The organism is Haloplanus sp. CK5-1 (assembly GCF_037201915.1).
Classification (GTDB): domain Archaea; phylum Halobacteriota; class Halobacteria; order Halobacteriales; family Haloferacaceae; genus Haloplanus; species Haloplanus salilacus.
Map to the genome: position 1 here is coordinate 2,828,311 of NZ_CP147505.1, position 19,670 is coordinate 2,847,980.

At 67.5% G+C, this 19,670-nt stretch carries 21 protein-coding genes, 3 tRNA genes and 1 pseudogene; 11 read left to right on the forward strand and 14 right to left on the reverse strand.

The genetic code is table 11. The annotated features are described in order from the left end of the window. Positions 1 to 8 precede the first annotated feature (8 nt). Complete coding sequence (locus NBT81_RS14940; protein WP_338739631.1) at positions 9 to 980, reverse strand: NADPH:quinone reductase; 972 nt, start codon at positions 978 to 980, stop codon at positions 9 to 11. A gap of 179 nt (positions 981 to 1,159) precedes the next feature. On the opposite strand from NBT81_RS14940, the gene sucC reads away from it, so the two are divergent. The 3 genes from sucC to NBT81_RS14955 all read left to right on the forward strand — a co-directional run bounded on the left by sucC (position 1,160) and on the right by NBT81_RS14955 (position 3,476). Beyond that, complete coding sequence (sucC, locus tag NBT81_RS14945) at positions 1,160 to 2,305, forward strand: ADP-forming succinate--CoA ligase subunit beta (protein ID WP_338739632.1); 1,146 nt, start codon at positions 1,160 to 1,162, stop codon at positions 2,303 to 2,305. After that, positions 2,302 to 3,171, forward strand: coding sequence for a succinate--CoA ligase subunit alpha (gene sucD, locus NBT81_RS14950; RefSeq protein WP_338739633.1), 870 nt, complete (start codon positions 2,302 to 2,304; stop codon positions 3,169 to 3,171). The genes sucC and sucD overlap by 4 nt, the downstream gene beginning before the upstream one ends. 71 nt (positions 3,172 to 3,242) lie before the next feature. After that, positions 3,243 to 3,476: a hypothetical protein gene (locus NBT81_RS14955; RefSeq protein WP_338739634.1), complete on the forward strand. Its 234-nt coding sequence runs from the start codon at positions 3,243 to 3,245 to the stop codon at positions 3,474 to 3,476. 585 nt (positions 3,477 to 4,061) lie between these two features. Here the strand turns inward: NBT81_RS14955 and NBT81_RS17400 are convergent. Then, positions 4,062 to 4,316: pseudogene (locus tag NBT81_RS17400) on the reverse strand (succinylglutamate desuccinylase); the annotation flags it as partial. A gap of 96 nt (positions 4,317 to 4,412) precedes the next feature. Here NBT81_RS17400 and NBT81_RS14965 point away from each other — a divergent pair. Further along, positions 4,413 to 5,585 (forward strand): hypothetical protein, encoded by a 1,173-nt coding sequence (locus NBT81_RS14965; RefSeq protein WP_338739636.1) that lies wholly within the window; start codon positions 4,413 to 4,415, stop codon positions 5,583 to 5,585. Between the two features lie 107 nt (positions 5,586 to 5,692). Continuing rightward, positions 5,693 to 6,403, forward strand: a complete 711-nt coding sequence (locus NBT81_RS14970) for a class I SAM-dependent methyltransferase (RefSeq protein WP_338739637.1) — start codon at positions 5,693 to 5,695, stop codon at positions 6,401 to 6,403. Between the two features lie 314 nt (positions 6,404 to 6,717). Here NBT81_RS14970 and NBT81_RS14975 read toward each other — a convergent pair whose 3' ends face one another. Continuing rightward, entirely contained in the window at positions 6,718 to 7,359 is a 642-nt protein-coding gene (locus tag NBT81_RS14975; RefSeq protein WP_338739638.1) for a hypothetical protein, read from the reverse strand. Between the two features lie 268 nt (positions 7,360 to 7,627). Continuing rightward, positions 7,628 to 8,422: a helix-turn-helix transcriptional regulator gene (locus NBT81_RS14980; protein WP_338739639.1), complete on the reverse strand. Its 795-nt coding sequence runs from the start codon at positions 8,420 to 8,422 to the stop codon at positions 7,628 to 7,630. A gap of 215 nt (positions 8,423 to 8,637) precedes the next feature. Between NBT81_RS14980 and NBT81_RS14985 the strand changes: the two genes are divergently transcribed. Beyond that, a complete protein-coding gene (locus NBT81_RS14985; protein ID WP_338739640.1) occupies positions 8,638 to 9,636 on the forward strand; it encodes a DMT family transporter in 999 nt (332 codons plus the stop codon). 299 nt (positions 9,637 to 9,935) lie between these two features. Here NBT81_RS14985 and NBT81_RS14990 read toward each other — a convergent pair. The 9 genes from NBT81_RS14990 to NBT81_RS15030 all read right to left on the reverse strand — a co-directional run bounded on the left by NBT81_RS14990 (position 9,936) and on the right by NBT81_RS15030 (position 15,357). Next, positions 9,936 to 10,009: transfer RNA gene (locus tag NBT81_RS14990), tRNA-Thr, on the reverse strand. Between the two features lie 13 nt (positions 10,010 to 10,022). Then, entirely contained in the window at positions 10,023 to 10,508 is a 486-nt protein-coding gene (locus NBT81_RS14995) for a GNAT family N-acetyltransferase (protein WP_338739641.1), read from the reverse strand. Between the two features lie 205 nt (positions 10,509 to 10,713). Further along, positions 10,714 to 11,028 (reverse strand): DUF5785 family protein, encoded by a 315-nt coding sequence (locus tag NBT81_RS15000; RefSeq protein ID WP_338739642.1) that lies wholly within the window; start codon positions 11,026 to 11,028, stop codon positions 10,714 to 10,716. A gap of 403 nt (positions 11,029 to 11,431) precedes the next feature. Further along, positions 11,432 to 11,515: transfer RNA gene (locus NBT81_RS15005), tRNA-Ser, on the reverse strand. A 269-nt stretch (positions 11,516 to 11,784) separates the two neighbouring features. Beyond that, positions 11,785 to 12,321, reverse strand: a complete 537-nt coding sequence (locus tag NBT81_RS15010) for a type IV pilin (protein WP_338739643.1) — start codon at positions 12,319 to 12,321, stop codon at positions 11,785 to 11,787. Between the two features lie 75 nt (positions 12,322 to 12,396). Then, positions 12,397 to 12,699 carry a hypothetical protein gene (locus NBT81_RS15015; protein WP_338739644.1) on the reverse strand — a complete coding sequence of 101 codons (303 nt, stop codon included), beginning with the start codon at positions 12,697 to 12,699 and terminating at the stop codon, positions 12,397 to 12,399. Positions 12,700 to 12,837: 138 nt separating this feature from the next. Further along, a complete protein-coding gene (locus NBT81_RS15020) occupies positions 12,838 to 13,593 on the reverse strand; it encodes a DUF2064 domain-containing protein (protein WP_338739645.1) in 756 nt (251 codons plus the stop codon). A gap of 54 nt (positions 13,594 to 13,647) precedes the next feature. Further along, positions 13,648 to 14,289, reverse strand: a complete 642-nt coding sequence (locus NBT81_RS15025; RefSeq protein ID WP_425498676.1) for a uracil-DNA glycosylase — start codon at positions 14,287 to 14,289, stop codon at positions 13,648 to 13,650. A gap of 39 nt (positions 14,290 to 14,328) precedes the next feature. Continuing rightward, positions 14,329 to 15,357 (reverse strand): Mrp/NBP35 family ATP-binding protein, encoded by a 1,029-nt coding sequence (locus NBT81_RS15030; protein WP_338739646.1) that lies wholly within the window; start codon positions 15,355 to 15,357, stop codon positions 14,329 to 14,331. 159 nt (positions 15,358 to 15,516) lie between these two features. Here NBT81_RS15030 and moaA point away from each other — a divergent pair, with 159 nt between their 5' ends. Continuing rightward, on the forward strand, positions 15,517 to 16,485 hold the full coding sequence (gene moaA, locus NBT81_RS15035; RefSeq protein ID WP_338739647.1) for a GTP 3',8-cyclase MoaA: 969 nt from the start codon (positions 15,517 to 15,519) through the stop codon (positions 16,483 to 16,485). Here the strand turns inward: moaA and NBT81_RS15040 are convergent. Next, a complete protein-coding gene (locus tag NBT81_RS15040) occupies positions 16,482 to 17,936 on the reverse strand; it encodes an SLC13 family permease (RefSeq protein WP_338739648.1) in 1,455 nt (484 codons plus the stop codon). The two genes, moaA and NBT81_RS15040, sit on opposite strands and share 4 nt — an antisense overlap. 184 nt (positions 17,937 to 18,120) lie before the next feature. Between NBT81_RS15040 and NBT81_RS15045 the strand changes: the two genes are divergently transcribed. The 4 genes from NBT81_RS15045 (at position 18,121) to NBT81_RS15060 (ending at position 19,666) form a co-directional block, all read left to right on the forward strand. Further along, positions 18,121 to 18,205 (forward strand) — tRNA-Ser (locus NBT81_RS15045). Between the two features lie 20 nt (positions 18,206 to 18,225). Then, entirely contained in the window at positions 18,226 to 18,753 is a 528-nt protein-coding gene (locus NBT81_RS15050; protein ID WP_338739649.1) for a 30S ribosomal protein S13, read from the forward strand. Next, the gene (locus NBT81_RS15055) at positions 18,750 to 19,277 is read left to right on the forward strand and encodes a 30S ribosomal protein S4 (RefSeq protein ID WP_338739650.1); all 528 of its coding nucleotides are present in this window, start codon (positions 18,750 to 18,752) and stop codon (positions 19,275 to 19,277) included. Before NBT81_RS15050 ends, NBT81_RS15055 begins: the two co-directional genes overlap by 4 nt. Beyond that, the gene (locus NBT81_RS15060; RefSeq protein ID WP_338739651.1) at positions 19,274 to 19,666 is read left to right on the forward strand and encodes a 30S ribosomal protein S11; all 393 of its coding nucleotides are present in this window, start codon (positions 19,274 to 19,276) and stop codon (positions 19,664 to 19,666) included. Before NBT81_RS15055 ends, NBT81_RS15060 begins: the two co-directional genes overlap by 4 nt. The last annotated feature ends 4 nt before the right edge of the window (positions 19,667 to 19,670 follow it).

Genomic DNA, 19,670 nt, shown 5'->3' on the forward strand with positions numbered 1-19,670 from the left:
TTCGGCGATCAGAGCGTCACGACGAGTTTGCCGAGGAAGCTGTCTGCCATCACGTCGCGGTGGGCGTCGGCCACCTCGTCGAGGTCGTACGTCCGGGCCACCTCGATCGTGAGGTCGCCCTCGCCGAGCAGGTGGGCGACCCGTTCGAGCGGACGGGCGAGCGTCGGCGTGTTGAACATGCTCATGAACTGGTAGGTGAGTTCCTTCCCGCGCGCGACGCCGTCGTTCGAGAAGCCGATTTCGGGGTCGTTCTCGCCGATGCCGACGATCCGGGCGTCCTGGGCGGCTACGTCGGCGTCGAACTGGAGGTAGTCGTCGAGGCGGTGGTCGAGGATCACGTCCGGGCCGTCGCCCCCACTCGCCGTCGCGACGGCGTCCCGGAGGTCGTCGCGCGCGTAGTCGAGGGCGGCGTCGGCCCCGAGCGATTCGAGGCGGTCGTGGTACTCGGGGGCGGCGGTGGTCACGACGCGCGCACCGGTCGCGGCGGCGATCTGGACGGCGGCGTGGCCGACGCCACCGCTTCCGCCGTGGATCAGCGCCGTCTGTGCGGGTTCGAGGTCGCCGTGGTCGATCAGCGCGCGCCACGCCGTCACGGCCGCGACACCCGCGCCGCCGGCCGCGACGGGGTCGACACCGTCCGGGAGGACGGCGGCGCGGTCGGTCGGCACGGCGACGTACTCGGCACACCCGCCGTAGTGGTCCTTGCTCAGGCCGGTGGTGACGACGGCGTCGCCGGCAGCGAACCCCGCGTCCGCGGCGTCGGCGCCGGCCGCGACCACCTCGCCCGCGGCGTCGACACCGGGGATCATCGGGAGGGTGAAGGGTTCGTACGCACCCTCCCGGAAGTAGGTGTCGACGGGGTTGATCCCCGCGGCGGCCACCTCGATCACCACCTCGTCGTCGGCCGGGTCCGGGCGATCGATCTCGTCGACTCGCAGTACGTCGGCTCCGCCGTGGTCGTGGTATCGGACGGCGCGCATACGCGTCGGCTACGCGGGGCTGGCGAATAAAGCTGGGCGGTTACGGCTTCACCGTCTCCGGCACTCGGTCGTCGCGTGCCGCGCGCCGACGGACCGCCGGCAGTCGCGGGGTGATCTCCCCGTGGTGGATGGCGCCGACCGATACTACTAACTCCCGGTCGTCGGAAACGGCACCTCACATGAGACTCCACGAGTATCAGGCGAAGGGTGTCTTCTCGGACGCCGGGATCCCCACGCCGGACTCACGCCTCGCGACGAGCGTCGACGAGGTGGTCGACGCCGGCGACGACCTGGGTTATCCGGTGGCGGTGAAGGCACAGGTTCACGTCGGCGGCCGCGGCAAGGCCGGCGGGATCGAGATCGCGACGAACGGAGAGGAACTCCGCGAAGCCGCGGAGTCGATCCTCGGGATGGACCTCAAGGGTTACCACGTCGACCGCGTCCTCGTCGAGGCGGCGGTCGACTTCGTCGACGAACTCTACCTCGGGGTGACGATGGACCGGAGCGAGGGCGAACCCGTCGCCATGGTCTCCTCGGAGGGTGGCGTCGACATCGAGACGGTCGCCGAGGAGACGCCGGACGCGATCGCGCGCGAACACGTCGATCCGGCCTTCGGGATGCATCCCTATCAGGCGCGCAAGGCGGTGTACGACGCTGGCATCGACGGCGACGTGGCCAGCGACGTCTCGTCGGTGCTCTCGACGCTGTACGACCTCTGGGCCGACAGCGACGCCAGCGAAGCGGAGATCAACCCGCTGATGGTGACCGACGGGGGCGAGGTGGTCGCCGCCGACGCCGTGATGAACGTCGACGACGACGCACTCTTCCGCCAACCCGACCTCGCGGAGATGGAAGAGGAGTCCTACAGCGACGACCTGGAGCGCAAGGCCGGCGAGTACGGCTTCGACTACGTCCGTCTGTCGGGCAACGTCGGCATCATCGGCAACGGTGCGGGGCTGGTGATGGCGACGCTCGACCTGGTGGACCACTACGGCGGCGCCCCCGCGAACTTCCTCGACATCGGTGGCGGCGCGAAGGCCGAACGCGTGGCCAACGCGCTCGATATGGTGTTCGCCGACGACAACGTCGATTCGGTCGTGTTCAATATCTTCGGCGGTATCACCCGCGGCGACGAGGTGGCCCGCGGTATCAACGAGGCGCTCTCGCAGTTCGACGAGATACCGAAACCCGTCGTCGTCCGTCTCGCGGGCACCAACGCCAGTGAGGGGATGGAGATCCTCGACACCGAACTCGTCCAGGTCGAGCGGACGCTCGAAGAGGCGGTCCAGCGTGCGGTCGCCAACGCCGAGGAGGTCAACTCATGAGCGTATTAGTCGACGACGACACCCGCGTCGTCGTCCAAGGCATCACGGGCGGGGAGGGGAAGTTCCACGCCGAGCAGATGATCGAGTACGGGACGAACGTCGTCGCCGGCGCGGTCCCCGGCAAGGGCGGGCAGGAGGTCGCCGGCGTCCCCGTCTACGACACGGTCCACGAGGCGGTCCGCCGGGAGGACGCCGACGCCTCCGTCGTCTTCGTCCCGCCGGCCTTCGCCGGGGACGCGCTGTTCGAGGCGCTCGACACCTCGCTCGATCTGGTCGTCGCCATCACCGAGGGCATCCCGACCCAGGACATGGCGAGGGTGAACCGCCGCCTCTCGGAGACGGACACGCACCTCGTCGGCCCGAACTGTCCCGGCGTCATCACGCCGGGCGCGGCGAAACTCGGTATCCTGCCGGGCAACATCTTCTCGGCCGGCAACGTGGGGCTGGTCTCCCGGTCGGGGACGCTCACCTACCAGGTGGTCGACAACCTCTCCAACCGTGGCATCGGCCAGACGACCGCCATCGGCATCGGCGGCGACCCGATCATCGGCACCTCCTTCGTCGACGCCCTCGAACTGTTCGAGGCCGACGAGGAGACCGAAGCGGTCGCGATGTGTGGCGAGATCGGCGGCGAGGACGAGGAACAGGCCGCGAAGTACATCGCACGCGAGATGGACACGCCAGTCGCCGCGTTCATCGCCGGGAGGACGGCACCGCCCGGCAAGCGCATGGGCCACGCCGGAGCCATCGTCTCCGGGAGCGGCACGGGGACCGCCGAGAGCAAGATCAACGCGCTCAACGACGCCGGCGTCCCCGTCGGCGCCACCTTAGAAGAGGTCGCGGACCACATCGAAGGGTTCCTGTAGGCTTTTCTCCGGCGGCCGCCCATCCCGTCGCGTGACAGACCCCGTCCGGACCACGGCTACGCCGCCGGCGTGTGTTCCGTCTGTACCACAGCTCCCGGGAACGTCGACGCCATCGAGGCCGAGGGACTGCGGCCGATCCGGTCGCGTTCGCCGTCGACAGCGCGGAACAACGTTCCGCGAGCAGTCGGCTGGAAGCCGACGACGCGGCGTCGCTCCGCGCCGACCGACGGGTGACGGAGCGCGGTCCCGGAACGTACACGGTCGATCGGGTGCCGCCGAGGCACCTGACGCCCGTCGACGACTGAGCCTCAGGTGGCGTCGTCGGCGACGGCCTCGTCGGCCTCCGCGCCGGGGGCCACCTCGACCGACGAGAAGGGGCCGCGGTGGATCGACCGGTAGCCGAAGAGGGTGTCGTGGCCATGATCGGACATGAGGACGGGCCAGAACGCCTCCTCGGCGACGAGTGGGTCGCCGTCGACGGTCGCGAACCGCTCTCCCTCGTCGACCCGTTCGAAGTTGTCGCCGAGGAAGAGGTAGTGTCGACCCGGCTCCTTGTAGATCGGGTCGATCACCTCGTAGAACGGCGGATCGGGGTCGGGTGGGTCGCCGTCGAGGACGCCGGCCGTCCGGAGGAAGGCGAGGAGGCAGTCGTAGGCGTTGTCGACCGCCGCCTCGGACCCCTGTCGCCCGGCCTCGATGTCGACGAACCGGGGCAGTTCGACCGATCGGCCGTCGGCGACGACGGTGAAGTCGACGACGCCGTCGACGGGGAGGTGGGCGGCCACCTCCCGTTTTCGCTCGTTCAGATACGCCACGTTGGCGAAGGCGCGGTCGTAGGACACCGTCGAGTGGATACCGAGCGCCGTACACCCCTCGACTTCGGCCAACAGTTCGTGTGCGAGGCGCTCCTCGTACAGCTCGCTCTCGGGGTCGCCGGGCAGCGCCCGATTCAGATCGGTATCGACGTAGCGGACGCCACGCTCCAGTGCGCGCTCGTTCGCCACGATCAGTTTCGCCGCGCGTTCGACGGCGACATCGGCGTCGAGAAACCGTTCGATCGCCCGCACACCGCAGGGTTCGTCGCCGTGCACCCCACCCACGACCGCCACCTCCGGGGTGCCCGACCCGACCGTGTGGACCTGCATGATCGCTACTGAAACGCCCACCGCCGAAAAACCGTCCGGTCGATCGGGGTGACGGGATAACAAGGTTGATGCCGGTCGCCGGGCACGTCACGCGCAATGAAGCCCCTCGCCCGCCGACTCGCCGGGGTCGACCGTCTCCCCACCGCCCAGCGGGCGGTGCTCGGGTACTACGCCGAGACCGGCCGGATCGACTACCGGGCACTCGCGATCAAATCCGCGGTCGACGACCGGATGGAGACGATCCTCGACGACGTGTACGACGACTGCGCGGCGGCCCTCGCCGAGGCGTTCGAGGTCGACGCCGACGCCGTCTCCTTTCGCTACGAGACGAAACTCACCCTCCCCGCGGAACTGACGCTTGGCTACCTCTACCGCCGGGCGCTCGCACGCTCGGCCCCGGGGTACGATCCGATCGACGACGAGACCACGGGCGTCCGGGGACTGCTCCGCGCCGCGGACCCGTCGGCTCCCGCCAACGCCGAGTCGCGGGCCTACGTCGAGCGTGCGGAGGAGGCGACGGCGCTCATCGTCCAGGCGCTGCTCGACGGCGACATGCGCGACGCGATCAACGACGACGAGTTCGAGGACTTTGAGGTGTCGATCCCCGGCGAGCCGACTCCCGACCCCCGACGGGTCGCGACCTGCGTCCAGACCCACTTACAGGGCGTCGTCGAGGTGGCGTTCGCCCGCGCGCCCGACGCGGTCCGGGACGCCTACGACGACGCAGTCGACCGCTCGGAGGCCCACCAGGAGCGCGACGAGCGGTTCCGCGAGGCGTTCACCGACGCCCTCGACGGCGTCGAGGGGGCCACGGAGCGGATCGAACGCGAGTACAAGTTCGCGCCAGTCCCCCAGGATACACCCTTCGCGGAGCGGGAGCGAGACCTGCCGTACCTGAAGACCCAGTACGACCGCGTGGGCGTCATCTACGACGGGATGCTCGACGCCTACCGGGGTATCGGCTTCGAGCTTCCGGAGGCGTTCGGGCGGTCCATCGTCCTCGCGATCATCGGCGCGCAGATCTGGTTGGACGACGTCGACGACTACGACGACGACGTCGCGGAGGGGCAACTCACGCCGGTCACCGCGGAGTACGTCCTCCACGACGACGACGCGGCCGCCTACGACGAGGTGGTCTCGATCACGAACCGCTACTTCGATCTGGCGCGGTCGTACGCCGAGGCCGCGGACTCGCCGCTCAACGGCATCGCGGTCGAGTACATCCTCCGGTCGGGGGAGCCGGAACGGTTGCCGGGGAGCGGGGCGTAGGGCCGAGACGAGCCTGCGACCCCGCCGTCTCGGGACCGACCGCCCCGGGTCGGAGTCCCCTCCGCCACCGATCGAACCTATATATTCGAGACCGCCGATCGTCGCGTATGGCCGATCCGTTCGGGCGAGCGATCCTCGACCATCACCGCGGCGAGCGGACCGCTCCACTCTGGCAACTCGACGGCGACGACCGGAGAGAACACCCTATCGAGCGGTTCTACTTCGACGAGCGCGACGCCGGCGGTGAGTGGACCGTGTGGTTCGAATCGTCGTTCGACGGTCCACACCTGGATATGGGTGCCGGTGCGGGTCGGGACGCGCTGTACTACCAGCGACGGTTCGAAACCGTGGCAATCGAGGTCAGCGAGCACCTCGTGACGGTGATGAACGAACGGGGTGTCGCCGACGCTCGCCGAGCGGATATGTTCGACCTGCAAGCGACGTTCGGTGCGAACCGGTTCCGATCGGCACAGGCGTTCGGTACGCAGACGACACTCGCGTTCGACGACGCCCGACTGCGGCGGTTCCTCGACGACCTCGCGGTCGTCACGACCTCCGAGGGCACCGCCGTCTTGGACGCGTACGACCCCGAAGGCGACGGAGCCACGGATCTGCTCGGGTTCCGCGGGACGCCCGAGTCGGGGGTCGCCTACCGCGTCTTCCACTTCGAGTACGAGGGCGAGGTCGGCGAGACGTTGCTGTTTCGGCTGCTTTCCCCCGACCGATTCCGAACGGTCTGTCGGGAGACCCCTTGGACGGTCCGCGAGATCGAATACGCGACCGACTACCACTACAACGTCGTCCTCGACAAGTTCTAATCGGACCCTCCCGTGGCCGACTACGCGTGGCCCTCTCCTACGCGGAGGAGGGAGTGATCGTTCATGCAGGCTCTCGGGGTGGGCCGACGACCCGACCGCGTCGGGCGGCAAGGACGGGAGCGGATCGGTCGCCGTCCACACCAGCCCGGCACCGAGCGATCACCAGCCGTGGAGGTGACCGGGACGACGACGAGGGTGCCGGACTGGATCGTCCGGCCGCTTTTCGGCGCACTACCTGCCGAAGACACGTCCCGTATCCACCACGAGTGACGCCGATCTCCGACCGAGGCGTTCGACACCGCCTGCGCTCCCGCTCAGTTCCGCCCCAGATCCAGCGTCGCCCCGTCCTCGACCAGGACGCCCCGATCGATCGCCGTCTCGAGGATCCGCTCACACTGTGGCTCGGAGACCTCGTAGGCGGCGGTCACTAGCGTCGTCAACTCCGCACGCTCCATCGGGAACTCGCGGTTCTGGAGGAGTCGAAGCACCTTGTAGTACGCCTCCGGCACGTCCGGTTCCTCCTCGGCAGTCGAATCCCCCGCCCCCAGGTCGGCGCTCTCGCCTGCCCTCTCGTCGCCGGTCGCGTCGGTGTCGTCCCCGGCCTCCGCTCCGCGTCCCGCGTCGTCGGTGGATTCCCCGTCTTCGCCCGCGTCGTCGGATCCGTTCCGGTCGGTCGGCAGGCCTGCCTCCGTCTCGTCGCCCCTGCCGGACGACGCCCCGTCCGCGCCGAAGGTGATCGGTTGGGTCGACGATGGCTCGCCGACCGTACCGCCCGACCCCTCGCTCGACGACGCGTCGGTCAGCGGTTCGAGCACCCGACGGAGTTTCTCGTGGCAGGTCGAACACAGGACGGCCGAGTGCGATCCCTCCGAAACGGTGTCGTCCGGCGCGAGGTCGTACTCGCGAAGCGAGTCGCCGACGGCACCACAGAAGTAACACGACCGCAACTGGGGCATACACGTTGGATCCCACAGCGTCGTGCTAAGTGTTTCCCTCACCGTCGACTCGGCGAACACCGACCGATCGTGGCGTTATTAGTGTTTCAACGGTCGCATGTCGAAGTATCACGGAAATATTTAATTGGTACGGCACCGTACCGGTCGACGTGATGGCTCGGTACGTCTGTCCAGGCTGCGATCGGGAGATCGAAGCGAGTCCGTTTCGGATGACCTGCACGATCTGTGGCGGACGACTGGTAAACGAGCGACGGTCCCGCGATCCCCGTCAGTGAACGAGTTCGTCCTCGTCGACGGGGGACGCGGCGTTCCAGTACCGGTCGAACGTGTCGTGTGCCCACGCGCGGACGATCGGGTCGTCGCTGTCGATGGACGCTCGCAGAACCCCGTCCTCGTCCCGCAACAGCATGTGGACCACGTCGTCGGCGACGGTCACGGCCACCGGAATCTCCGCCTCCCGCACCCGAACGTTCGTGCCCGGCGCGTCGAGGAGGGAGTCGAGACGCCGCCGCAGGCCGGCGTCGTCGGCCACCGCGTCGAGGGCGCGCCGAGAGAACACGCCCTCGAACGTCGACTCGCCGTCGGTCACCCGTTCCTCCACGACCGTGAGGCTCCCCTCGTTGAACGCGTGGGAGAACGCCCGGATCTCGTCGGCGTCCCGGAGGAGGTCGAGGACCCGACTCACGGGGGCGTTGGGTTTCGTTCCGCTCGGAACGGTGATGGTGGCGTCGTCGAAGCGACGCAAGTCGAAGTCGATGGCGTCGGTGGGGAGGTAGCGAACCACGCTCCGAAGTTCCACCTCGGTCTCCATGATCTCCAGCAAGTCGAGGAAGCCGTCGGCGACGAGTTCCCCCGTGGCCGTGGCGGTGTATCCGCCGTCGACGCGTTCGATCCACGACCGGTCCTCGAAGTCCCGGAGGATGCGCCCGAGAGTCGCCTGCGAGGCACCGGTGGCCATCGCGAGGTCCCCCCGGGTGTGTCGTCCGTCGACGAGACGCCGGAGTACTGCCACCCGGTTCGCCGAGAGCGCGAGGAACTCGATCTCCGACAGTGCGGACTCCATACCCACACGGAGACACCCCACGGGAAAACCGTTTTCGTCCCGTGAAACGATTGCACACCGCGAGCAGCCGTCACCGATCGCGCCCGTTTCTTATCGTGCAATATTTTATGAATTAAACTAAACGTCCCCGGTCCGTAGGAAGGTTCGATGAGTACTCGTCTTCGGAGTTCACCGAACGAAACGCGACGCCAACCGACCGTACACGGGGGTGTGGAGTGACCGCGGCCGACCGTCGTTCGCTGGTCGCGTTCGCGGCCACGAGCATTTTCTTCGGCGGCACGTTCGTCGCCGCGAAGGCCGGTCTCGCCTACTTTCCGCCGCTGCTGTTCGTCGCGCTTCGCTTCGACGTAGCGGCGGTTGCACTGCTCGGCTACGCGGCCGTCACGACGCCGCGTACCGACCTGCTGCCACGGACCCGGCGCGACGCCGCGGGCATCCTGGCGACCGGCGTCCTCGCCATCGGTCTGACGAACGCGCTCCTGTTCGTGGGCCAAGAGTACACCACCAGCGCCGCCGCCGCCATCGTCTTCAGCCTCAATCCCATCCTGACGCCGGTGTTCGCCGCGTTCCTCCTCGCGGACGAACGTCTCTCCCTCCGTGGTGTCCTCGGCATGGCCCTCGGCTTCGTCGGCGTCGCCCTCGTGGTCGACCCCGATCCGTCGACACTCCTCGGCGGCGGCGTGGGACAGGCCATCCTGTTTGCGGGCGCGGTGAGCGGCGCGCTCGGGAGTGTCCTCATCCGGCGGGCGGGCGACGGTCTGTCGAGCACCGTTCGGACCGCGTGGGGACTCCCCTTCGCCGCGGTGCTCTGTCACCTGCTCAGCCTCGCGGTCGGCGAGTCGCCGGCGGCCGTCGAGTGGACACCCACGGCGATGGCCGCACTCGGATACGTCGGCCTCCTCGCCGGGGCCGTCGCCTACATCGCCTACTTCGGCCTCCTCGACGATGCGGGGGCGATCCGGGCGAACCTCGTGTTCTACGCCGTCCCCGTCGTCGCGGCGCTCGGCGGGTGGATGCTCCTCGGTGAGACCATCTCCGCAGTCGCCGTCGCTGGCTTCGTCACCATCTTCACCGGCTTCCTCGTTCTCGGCAGCGAGTCGGCCGACCTCCCCACGCAACGGGGGCGGATCACCCGTCTGGGCGGGATCGATCCGACCGGTGCGGTCGATCCGCCCGATGTCGTAGACGAGCCCAGAGGATTCGAAGCTGACTGATCGATCATCTACGACAATCAATAATTAATTATAGTTTCAGTGAACTTTAATCGGATCGAATCCGTCGCTCGATCCGAGAGGGGGCCGGTGTCGGCGGGCTCTGAGTCGGGAGACACCCGACAACGATATGCCATCGAGATCAGGACGTCACCCCGCCCACGAAAGCGTCGTCGTCACCTCTCGATTTTTTGTCGACTACGAGTCAGGGGTGGGATTCGAACCACGGTCGTTCCACGTCGCTCCACTTCCTGATTCGAATTCACCCCGTGGTTTCGCTGCTCACGTCGTTCGCAGTGGACAGCCAGGGGTGGGATTCGAACCCACGAAGTCTCGATTACAAGTCGAGTGCATGAACCGCCCATGCTCCCCTGGCACGCCACGACGGGTTATCGCTCCGCCCGAGAGTGCTTATCGGTTTCGACCTCTCGCTCGAAACCGATCCGGTGTGGATGGTAGCCTCGGTCCTCGTAGAACCGGACGGCGTCGTCGTTCGCCGCCAGTGCCTCCAGTCGGATCACGTCGACGCCACTGTCCCGCAACGCCGCCTCCGCGGCGTCGAGAAGCGTCGATCCGATCCCCGACCGGCGGTGGGCCGGCGCGACGTAGAGATCACGGACGACACCGTGGGTGACCGCCACGGCCAACGGACCCTCCTCCACGCCGTACCGGACGAACCCGACGACGTCGCCGCTGTCGCGCGCGACCGAGAGCCCTCCCTCGACGGCGTGGTGCGCCACCGACTCCCTGATCGCGTCCCGGTTCGGGTCGGCGAGCAGATGCGAGCCGTACCGGCGCTGTTCGCGCGCGAGGTCGACCCAGAGGTCGGCGACGGCGTCGGCGTCGCCCGGCGTGGCCGTCTCTACCGCGACCATGGTGTCGGTACGGCCACACGGGACAAATCAGTTCCGTCGCACGACCGCGATACACGATACAAGAAACAGTCACCCCGGGTACGAGATGGAGACCGCCGAGTCGGTGACCGGAGGCGCGGGAGCAACGCCCGGACGGACGCGTCGGCTGTTCGACAACTTCGCCGACCCCGTCGTCGACGGGGGGTCGACGGGCGGCGACCGTGTGTCAGGCGTCCCCGACGAACGCCTCGGAGCCCTCGTAGAACCAGTTGCCGTTCTCCCGCATCGCCTCGCCGAGGAGCCGGTGGAGGGTCTCGAAGTCCTCTACGGTCTCGGCGTCGACGCCTTCGAACACCTCCCGGAGTGGGACGACCGTCTCCGAGTCGATGCGGACCGGATCGTCGCCGTACTCCGCGACGAACGCCGGCACGTCGAGTGGGAAATCCTCCGTCTCGTCGATCTTCTTCGCCACGACGGCGTGGCCGTACTTGCGTCGGCCCTCGCTCCCCTCGTCGCCGTCCGGATCGTGTGGCCAGTCCATACGAACATCTCGGACGGCCGCCGCAAAACCGTTACGCTCGGTCCGCCGATCTCACCGCGGCGTGAATCGGTGTACATCGCGGGCGTGTGCGAGGAGTTCCGCCGTCGAGTCGAAGCACTCGCCACACCCACAGCGGTGCAACGCCGCCGACGTCGAACCCTGTGTCGACATACGCACCGGTAGGTGACCCGCGAATTTATAATTATTGTTCGTGTGTTTTGGTGGCACGGGCCGGGGGATACAGCGATCGAGTGGGACATCTGCGACCGAGACGAACGGAGTGAGTCGAGGGAAGTCGGTGGGACTGGGATTCGAACCACGGTCGTTTCGCTCGCGTTCGCTCACTCCACTCCCTGATCCGAATCCCAGCGGCCGCTTTTCGCTCACTAGCGTTCGCGAAAACCGGTGGGACTGGGATTCGAACCCAGGAAGCCGTGAGGCTACCTGCTTTCAAGGCAGGCGCAATAGGCCGCTCTGCCATCCCACCGCGTAGTGTGGAGGGGCCGCCGTGTCGTACGGGTACATGAATCCGAACAGTCCGCAAAAAGTTGAAGCTATCGCTCCCGATTCCAGCCCGTCACGCGAATCGTCCGACGGGCGTGGCGGGATGGAATACGGTGGCCGCGTCGACGCGGCACTCGGTCCCGAGGCACGCGAAGTGAAAGCGGCTTCCCAACCGCCGGTCGGAAAAACCCCTCGCCAGGAGTGCCGTGCGAGGGATGGGAGAGTGTGGGATCGGACTGACTCGGTGGTCGCCTACGTCGCGGTCAGCGTCTCCTTGATCACGACCGACTCTGTCGGCGTGTGAACGACGCGAACCGTTACGCTATCCCCGTCGCCGAGTTCACATTCCGTGCTCGCAAGTCGAAAGGTGGCAGTTTCGCCAGCACGCCACGTGCCGTCTGCGCTCGTGTCGAGTTGCCCCCCGTCAGGACTGTAGTAGTCGAAAATATCATCACCGTTGTAATTTGCTGACCCGAGCGTGGTCGTCGGGAGGTTCACGATCCGGGATCGTTTCCCGCAGGCATCGGTTGCATCGACAGCGATCTCCAAGTTGGTCACATCCAACCGATCACCGGCGACGTGAGTAATTCGAACGATTTGGTCGTTCGATCCCGGCCGGTTGTACACGAGCTCACCGGTCGATTGACCGACCATCGGGCCGGGCTGGTTGGTTTCGTCAGCCACCCCGAGCACGAACACCGAAATCGTCGCCGCGAGGATAACCACGACGGCGACTAGCAAGACGCTCGCTATGACCGGTGAGACGGCCCGTGACGACGGTCGATTCACCGTATTCGGTTCACCAATCCAGTCACACTAATTCCTTCTCATTGCCGTACCGTCCGCCGATCGGTCGCGTCGCTGTCAAAAGATGCTGAAGTCGCCCGCGTCGTGTCGTCGCTCCACGTACTGTCGGGGGAACTCCCCCTCCATGCGCATCATCGTCCCCGACATCTCGAGGAGGTCGATGATCGCGCCCGTCTCGTCGTCGGTGACGGTGTCGCCGGGCGAGAGCGTCCGCCGCAACCGGTCCGGATCGTTCCCGGTTTCGGCGGCGAAGTCGTCGATAGAAATCGTCATCCGGAGTCGCACGACGTCCTTGCTCACCGCCGTGACTTCGGCCCGATACCCCGACGCGTCGCGGAGTACGTCCCCTTCGGAAAGCATCAATTCCCGGTTTCCGGTGCACCACCGAAAGCGTGGTGGTCACCGTGCGGCGCCGGGGTCCCCACCGGCGCGTACCGCTTTCGGCGATCCTCGGGCGACGCGGCCGAACGCGTCTCCGAGGGCGGGTCCGCCCTCGGCTCAGCTCCGGACCAGTCGCGGCTCCGACCCGTCGTACGACACCCGCAGGTCGAGGTCGTCGAAGAAGGCCGCCGTGTTTCCAGGTACCGCGCGTTCGCCGTCGATCCGCGCGTTCAGGATCGGCAGGGCGTCGAGGAGGTCCTCGCCAGTCTCGATCACCGGTTGGACGGGCAGGAAGTCGACGTCGTGGCCGACCGACCGGCCGCGGGTGGTGAGCGTCTCCACCGCCGGGCGCGCGAACGCGCCGTCGAAGTCGACCGGTTCGGTGAATCCGGCGTAGTACCGCCGGCCGCCGGTCGACGGCCCGAGGACGACTTCGGCACGCCGGAGTTTCATCGCGGCGTTGTCGATCAGCGTACGCGTCAGGAAGGGGGCCGATCCCTCGACGACTGCGACGGAGTTGACGCCCTCCTCCCGGAGGAGATGCGTGACGGTGTTGCCGGCGCGCGCGTCGAACGACGACCCGACCTGCGGTTCGAATCGTACGTCGCCGATGTCGTCGAGGGCCGAGGCCGCGAGCGCTCGAAGCGCCGCCTCCGAGGACGTCTCGGTGACGTGATCGTCGGGCAGGAGGTCGTCGGGCCGGTAGTTGACGAGCAACTCCCCGCCGGAACGGGAGACGGCGACGAACACGTCCGACAGGCCTGCGGCGTAACACTCCGCGGCCTCGGCCTCGGTCAGCGGACTCGTCGCCGCGAGGTCTGTCGCGACGAGGCCCTCGCGCGGCGGGTCGGCGAGTACGGCGATGGTGGTCACGACTCTCGCTCGTGGCGGCGTGGCCTTGAACGCGCCGATCCGGTCACCGGTCGGTCAGTCGCGGGCACCGCTCCGTCCCTTCGTCTGCCGGTAATCCCGACCGAGTACCGACTCGGCGACGTGTTCGACGAACGCCTCCGTCTCGGCGTTGGTCTGGTCGGCGAGCGAGCGCATCGGGACGAGTTCGAAGCCCCGCCCGCGGATGGTGGTGGCGTGGGATTCGGTCGCGTCGAGTTCCGCTGCGGCCCGGGTCGTGTGTTCGACCGCGATACCCCGGAGCGCGCGGTCACCGATCGGGACGATGATCTCCGGGTTGATCATGCGCACGTCGGCGGTGAGGTAGGGGTCGCAGGTGGCCACCTCCTCGTCGGTCGGCCCGCGGTCGGGGTGTCGACACCGGGTGAGGTAGGTGAGGTAGGCGTCGTCCAACTCCGGCCGGGCGGCGTCGGGTGGCGATTCCGAGAACTCCAACTCCCCGAGGATGCGTTGGAGCCGTTCGCCGGCCGGGTCGCCGGTGAAGGGGACGCCGGTGCGGTCCGACCCCGGTCCGGGACGGCCGCCGACGAAGAGGAAATCCGCGCCCACGTCGCCGTAGCCGTGGACGACGTTCGTCCGTTCGTCACAGAGGTTCGGACAGTTCCGGCAGTCGGGGTCCATGCCGAAGGGGTTGTCGGGGTGATCCTGTGCTGGGTCCACACGGGCCATCGACGCCCCGGGAACAAAAGCGGTCGGGACCTACGGGTTCGAGACGCGACGCCGGTTGACCACACCGACGTTGTTGGCCACGCCCTCGGTGACGACGCGGAAGGCGTCTGCGGTCGGATTCCCGTCTGTCAGCACCATCGGTTCCGTTCCGGTTCGGATCTCCGGGTCGAGTGGCACCCCGCCGAGGTACGGGAGGCCGTTCGCCTCCGCCAGCCCCCGCCCGCCGCCGGAGCCGAAGACGTCGTGTTCACCCCCACAGTCCGGGCAGACGAACGAACTCATGTTCTCGACGAGGCCGAGTACGTTCGTGTCGTGTTTGCCGAACATCCGGATCCCCTTGCGGGCGTCGTCGACCGCCACCTCCTCGGGTGTCGTGACGATGACCGCACCGGTCAGCGGGAGCGTCTGGAGGATGGTGAGTTGCGTGTCGCCCGTCCCCGGCGGCAGATCGAGGACGAGGTAGTCGAGTTCGCCCCACTCGACGTCCTCGACGAGTTGGGTCAGCACCTGGTGGACCATCGGCCCGCGCCAGATCACCGGGTCGTCCTCGCCGACCATGAACGCCATGCTGACGAGTTTCACGCCGAAGCGTTCCGGCGGGACGATGGTGTCGTCGTCGGTGGCGGTCGGCGGATCCTCGGCCCCCAACATTCGGGGGACGTTCGGGCCGTAGACGTCGGTGTCGAACAGGCCGACCCGTGCGCCGAGTTTCGACAGGCCGGCGGCGAGGTTCACGGCCACCGTCGACTTGCCCACACCACCCTTCCCCGAGGCGACGGCGATCACGTTCTTCACGCCCGGCAGTACCTCGTCGTCGCGCGACGCCGACGGGAGTTTGGCCGTGAGTTCGACGTCCAGGCCCGCGTCGCCGAGGACTTCCCGTACCTCGGCGGCGATGGTGCTCTCCGACGGCGCGTACGGCGCACCGAGCGCCAGCGACACCTTCGCGACACCGTCCTCGACGGCGACGGCGTTGACCAGGCCGAGGGAGACGAGGTCGTCGCCGAGGTCTGGATCCTCGACCCGACCGAGCAACTCCCGTACGTCGCTTTCGTCCATGCGGTGACGTGGGCGTGAGATCCGGATAAGGGTTTTGTCGCGACCCCGTCGGCGGAACGATCGAGAGTGACGCGTCGCGAGAAGAGTAACTACAGATGGTTACGTGAGACGGTTTCGATGGGGCCAATTTAAGCCTCTCCGGACGAAGAATCGGGTAGAATGCTGGAGGACGATTTCGGTCGAGAGGTGACGGGTGTTCGGGTCTCACTCACCGACCGGTGTAATTTCGACTGTGTCTACTGCCACAACGAGGGCCTCGGCGATACGCGCGGACCGATGGAGCCACAGGACGACGAGATGTCGACCGACGACATCGTCCGCTTCCTCGAGGTGGCCGCCGAGTTCGACGTCGACAGCGTGAAGTTCACCGGCGGGGAGCCGATGCTCCGCGACGACCTGGAGGAGATCATCCGACGGACGCCCGATTCGATGGAGGTGTCGATGACGACCAACGGGACGTACCTGCCGGGCCGAGCCCAGGACCTCGTCGACGCCGGCCTCGAACGCGTCAACGTCTCGCAGGACGCCCTCGATCCCGACGAGTTCGCGGAGATCACGAAGTCGGGCGCGTACGACAAGGTGATGGAGGGTGTCGACGCAGCGCTGGACGCGGGACTCGACCCCGTCAAACTCAACATGGTCGTCTTCGAGCACACCGCCGGCTACGTCGAGGGGATGGTGAACCACGTCGCCGAGAACGACGGCCTCCAACTCCAGTTGATCGAGTACATGCCCGAACTCACCGGCAAGCCCGAGTGGAACATCGACATCGCTCGGGTCCACGACTGGCTCGCCGACATCGCCGACGAGGTCGAACACCGCGAGATGCACGACCGCAAGCGCTACTGGGTCGACGGCGGCATGGTCGAGATCGTCGATCCCGTCGAGAACCCCACCTTCTGTGCCAACTGCCACCGCGTGCGCGTCACCCACGAGGGGTATCTGAAGGGATGTCTCAACCGCAACGACGACCTCCGGTCGATGGGTGAGATGACCAGAGACGAGATCCGCGAGACGTTCCGCGAGACGGTCGCCAACCGCGTCCCCTACTACGGCGAGTACATGGTCAAAAACGACGACGGCGAGTGGGAGATCAACGAGGAGTACATCGGCGCGCCGACCCCCTAGAACGCGACGACCCGATCGACCCACGGCCAGTACACCGTCCATCCGAACGCGACCACCAGTACCCCGAGTGCGAGCGTGACCAGTCCCAGCCCGAACACCTCGCGGGCGTCCAGCGGCCCCCGTTCGTAGGCGACGAGGACGACCGGATTGTTGAAGGGGAGAAACGTCGCGGCCATCAGGATCGTCGTCAGCGCGAAGGAGACGTACAGCGGCGTCAATCCCAGCCCCGACAGCGCCTCCAGGACGATCGGAAAGAGGACGACGAACGAGGCCGACACCGACGAGAACGTCCCGCGGACGAGGACGGCGATACCGAAGACGACCCCCACAACGACGACCGGGGACGCGCCCGCGGGCACGACGACGGCGAGGCCGTCGACGAGCAGGTCGAATGCACCGACGTCGCGCATCACTTTGAGCAGCGACAGCATCGCTCCGACGAGGAAGATGATGCCCCAGTTGATGTCGCTCACGTCGCCGGCGTCGATGATACCGACGCCGGGGAGGGCGAAGACGGCGACGACCAAGACCGCGGGGACGAGCGTCGGGACGCCGGTAAAGGAGCCGACGATCCACAGACAGATCGCGCCCCCGAGCGTCCCGAGGACGAGTTTCTGCTCGCGGGTGAGCGGGTCGGGCGTGATGTCCTCGGGCGTTTGTGACGCGTCGGGGGCCGCACCCTCGCTTCCGGCCTCGGCCCCGCCCTCTCCGTCGAGGACTGCGTCGACGTCGTAGAGGAACACCCCTGCGACGGTACAGGAGACGAAGAGGAGCGTCGCCGTCGGGGCCATGTAGAGCGCCCACTCGACCCACGTGATCGGGCGGACGGAGGCGTTGATCAACTCCGCCGTCGCGATGGCCATGCCGCCGCCGGTCATCAGCGCGAGCGAGGCGACCGGGTTCAGGTGTCCGACGACGTAGTAGGCGAGCCGGCGGAACTGGCTCCCGTCCGACGCGCCGTAGGAGGCGTTGATCCGGTCGATGACGGGCATGAACGTCACGCCCCGGGCCAGCCCCGACGGGAGAACGAAGGCGAGGGCGAGGAGCATCGCCGCCAGGCGGGCGACCGACCCGCGGGGCGTGCTGCTCGCGGCGATGAGCCGCGAGGCGGCCCACCCGTCGAGGCCGACGTTCGCGACGCTTTGCCCGACGAGGAGGAGGACGACGAAGAAGAACACGAGCGTCGACGCGAAGCCGCTCACGGCCGCCTCGAACGTCTCGGTCACGCCGAGCGCGTAGACGAGGACGACACAGAGCAGGCTCGAGACCGTGTACGGGACGGGTTTGGCGATCCAGAACACGAGCGTCGACGCGAACACCGCGAGGACGACCTGGACCGTTCGGTCGACGCCGCCGAGCGTCGGGCCGAGGGTGCCGCCGCCGAGGACGGCGACCGCGACGAGCAGTCCGATCACCTGCGTGAGACGTGGCTCGGTCGTCGCGCGGGTCATAGTGCGTACCGCCCGGTGGACGGTAATAGGGATGTCGACTCCGCCCACGCCCGATCCCGGCCCTTTCGTGATGTTTAAGTATCGCCCCCGGATTGGTTCGACTGCATACGCTGCAGGGGCGTCCGGTCCCGAGTCCGAGAACCCGTCGGGTTCACGCGGGCGACGATACGACACGAACGCAGGTGTTGCGGTAGCCAAGCCTGGCCCAAGGCGCAGGGTTGCTAACTCTGTGGCGTCAAGCCTCCGGGGTTCGAATCCCCGCCGCAACGCTCGCACCAACCCCATACCCATGAGTGCAGAAGAACCACAGGACGGCTCCCCCGAGGACGACGAAGACCTTCGGTACTTCGTCCGAATCGGACAGACCGACCTCGACGGGACGAAGGCCGTCGAGCGGAGCCTCACCGACATGAACGGAATCGGCAAGCGCACGGCGCGCATCGTCGCCGACGCGGCCGACGTGGATCGAACCGCCACGTTCGGACGCCTCGACGACGACGAAATCGACCGCGTGATCGAGGTCGTGGAGAACTTCGAGGACCAGGTCCCCGAGTGGATGGTCAACCGCCGGAACGACTTCTACACCGGCGAGAACAGCCACCGCGTCGGCTCCAACCTCAGTCAGACCCGCACCCAGGACATCAACCGGATGAAGATGATCGACTCCTACCGCGGCGTCCGACACAAGCGCGGCCAGAAGGTGCGCGGCCAGCGGACGAAGTCCACCGGCCGTACCGAAGGCACCATCGGCGTCAACGTCGAGGCCATCAAAGAGGACATGGCCGAAGAGGAAGCCGCGGAGGACGACGAAGTATGACCACAGGCAAGAACACCAAGTTCTACGAGACGCCCAACCACCCGTACCAGGGCGAGCGCATCGCCGAGGAGGCCGACCTCCTCGGACGCTACGGGCTGAAGAACAAGGAGGAACTCTGGCGTGCCCAGTCCGAACTGCGATCGATGCGCCGCGAGGCGCGACGACTGCTCGGCGACGCCCAGGGTGACGTCGAGGTCGCGGGCGAGGCGGGCGGCGAGTTCGTCGCACGCCTCCAGCGACTCGGCATCCTCGGCGATCAGGACGACATCAGCGACGTCCTGTCGCTGGAAGTGACGGACCTGCTCGAACGGCGGCTCCAGACGGTCGTCTACCGGAAGGGGCTCGCCCACACGCCCCACCAGGCCCGCCAGTTCGTCAGCCACGGACACATCACCGTCGACGGGGCTCGCGTCCAGCGACCCTCGAAGAAGGTGGAGGTCGACGAGCAGTCGGCCGTCGCCTTCGACGAGACGAGTCCGCTCGCGGACGACCTGCACCCCGAACGCGCGGAGGCCCAAGAATGAGTGCCGAAGAACCGCAGGACAAGTGGGGTATCGCCCACGTCCACGCGTCGTTCAACAACACGCTCATCACGGTCACTGACCAGACCGGTGCGGAGACCATCGCCAAGTCGAGCGGTGGGACGGTCGTCAAGCAGAATCGGGACGAAGCGTCGCCGTACGCGGCGATGCAGATGGCCGAAGTGGTCGCCGAGGAGGTCCTCGCGGCCGGCGTCGAGGGCGTGCACGTTCGCGTGCGCGGCCCCGGCGGCAACGGCAACAAGTCCCCGGGACCGGGTGCACAGGCGACGATCCGAGCGCTCGCACGCGCCGGTCTCGAGATCGGTCGCATCGAGGACGTGACACCGATCCCGCACGACGGTACTCGTGCGCCCAAAAACAGCCGCCTCTAACATT

Excerpts from the sequence above, each read along its gene's own strand:
- NBT81_RS14965 (WP_338739636.1), top strand. The coding sequence starts at position 4,413 with ATGAAGCCCCTCGCCCGCCGACTCGCCGGGGTCGACCGTCTCCCCACC.
- NBT81_RS15060 (WP_338739651.1), top strand. The coding sequence starts at position 19,274 with ATGAGTGCCGAAGAACCGCAGGACAAGTGGGGTATCGCCCACGTCCAC.
- sucD (WP_338739633.1), top strand. The coding sequence starts at position 2,302 with ATGAGCGTATTAGTCGACGACGACACCCGCGTCGTCGTCCAAGGCATC.
- NBT81_RS15055 (WP_338739650.1), top strand. The coding sequence starts at position 18,750 with ATGACCACAGGCAAGAACACCAAGTTCTACGAGACGCCCAACCACCCG.
- NBT81_RS15040 (WP_338739648.1), bottom strand. The coding sequence starts at position 17,936 with ATGACCCGCGCGACGACCGAGCCACGTCTCACGCAGGTGATCGGACTG.
- NBT81_RS15050 (WP_338739649.1), top strand. The coding sequence starts at position 18,226 with ATGAGTGCAGAAGAACCACAGGACGGCTCCCCCGAGGACGACGAAGAC.
- NBT81_RS15030 (WP_338739646.1), bottom strand. The coding sequence starts at position 15,357 with ATGGACGAAAGCGACGTACGGGAGTTGCTCGGTCGGGTCGAGGATCCA.
- moaA (WP_338739647.1), top strand. The coding sequence starts at position 15,517 with ATGCTGGAGGACGATTTCGGTCGAGAGGTGACGGGTGTTCGGGTCTCA.
- NBT81_RS14970 (WP_338739637.1), top strand. The coding sequence starts at position 5,693 with ATGGCCGATCCGTTCGGGCGAGCGATCCTCGACCATCACCGCGGCGAG.
- sucC (WP_338739632.1), top strand. The coding sequence starts at position 1,160 with ATGAGACTCCACGAGTATCAGGCGAAGGGTGTCTTCTCGGACGCCGGG.
- NBT81_RS14940 (WP_338739631.1), bottom strand. The coding sequence starts at position 980 with ATGCGCGCCGTCCGATACCACGACCACGGCGGAGCCGACGTACTGCGA.
- NBT81_RS14980 (WP_338739639.1), bottom strand. The coding sequence starts at position 8,422 with ATGGAGTCCGCACTGTCGGAGATCGAGTTCCTCGCGCTCTCGGCGAAC.
- NBT81_RS14975 (WP_338739638.1), bottom strand. The coding sequence starts at position 7,359 with ATGCCCCAGTTGCGGTCGTGTTACTTCTGTGGTGCCGTCGGCGACTCG.
- NBT81_RS14995 (WP_338739641.1), bottom strand. The coding sequence starts at position 10,508 with ATGGTCGCGGTAGAGACGGCCACGCCGGGCGACGCCGACGCCGTCGCC.
- NBT81_RS15015 (WP_338739644.1), bottom strand. The coding sequence starts at position 12,699 with ATGCTTTCCGAAGGGGACGTACTCCGCGACGCGTCGGGGTATCGGGCC.
- NBT81_RS15000 (WP_338739642.1), bottom strand. The coding sequence starts at position 11,028 with ATGGACTGGCCACACGATCCGGACGGCGACGAGGGGAGCGAGGGCCGA.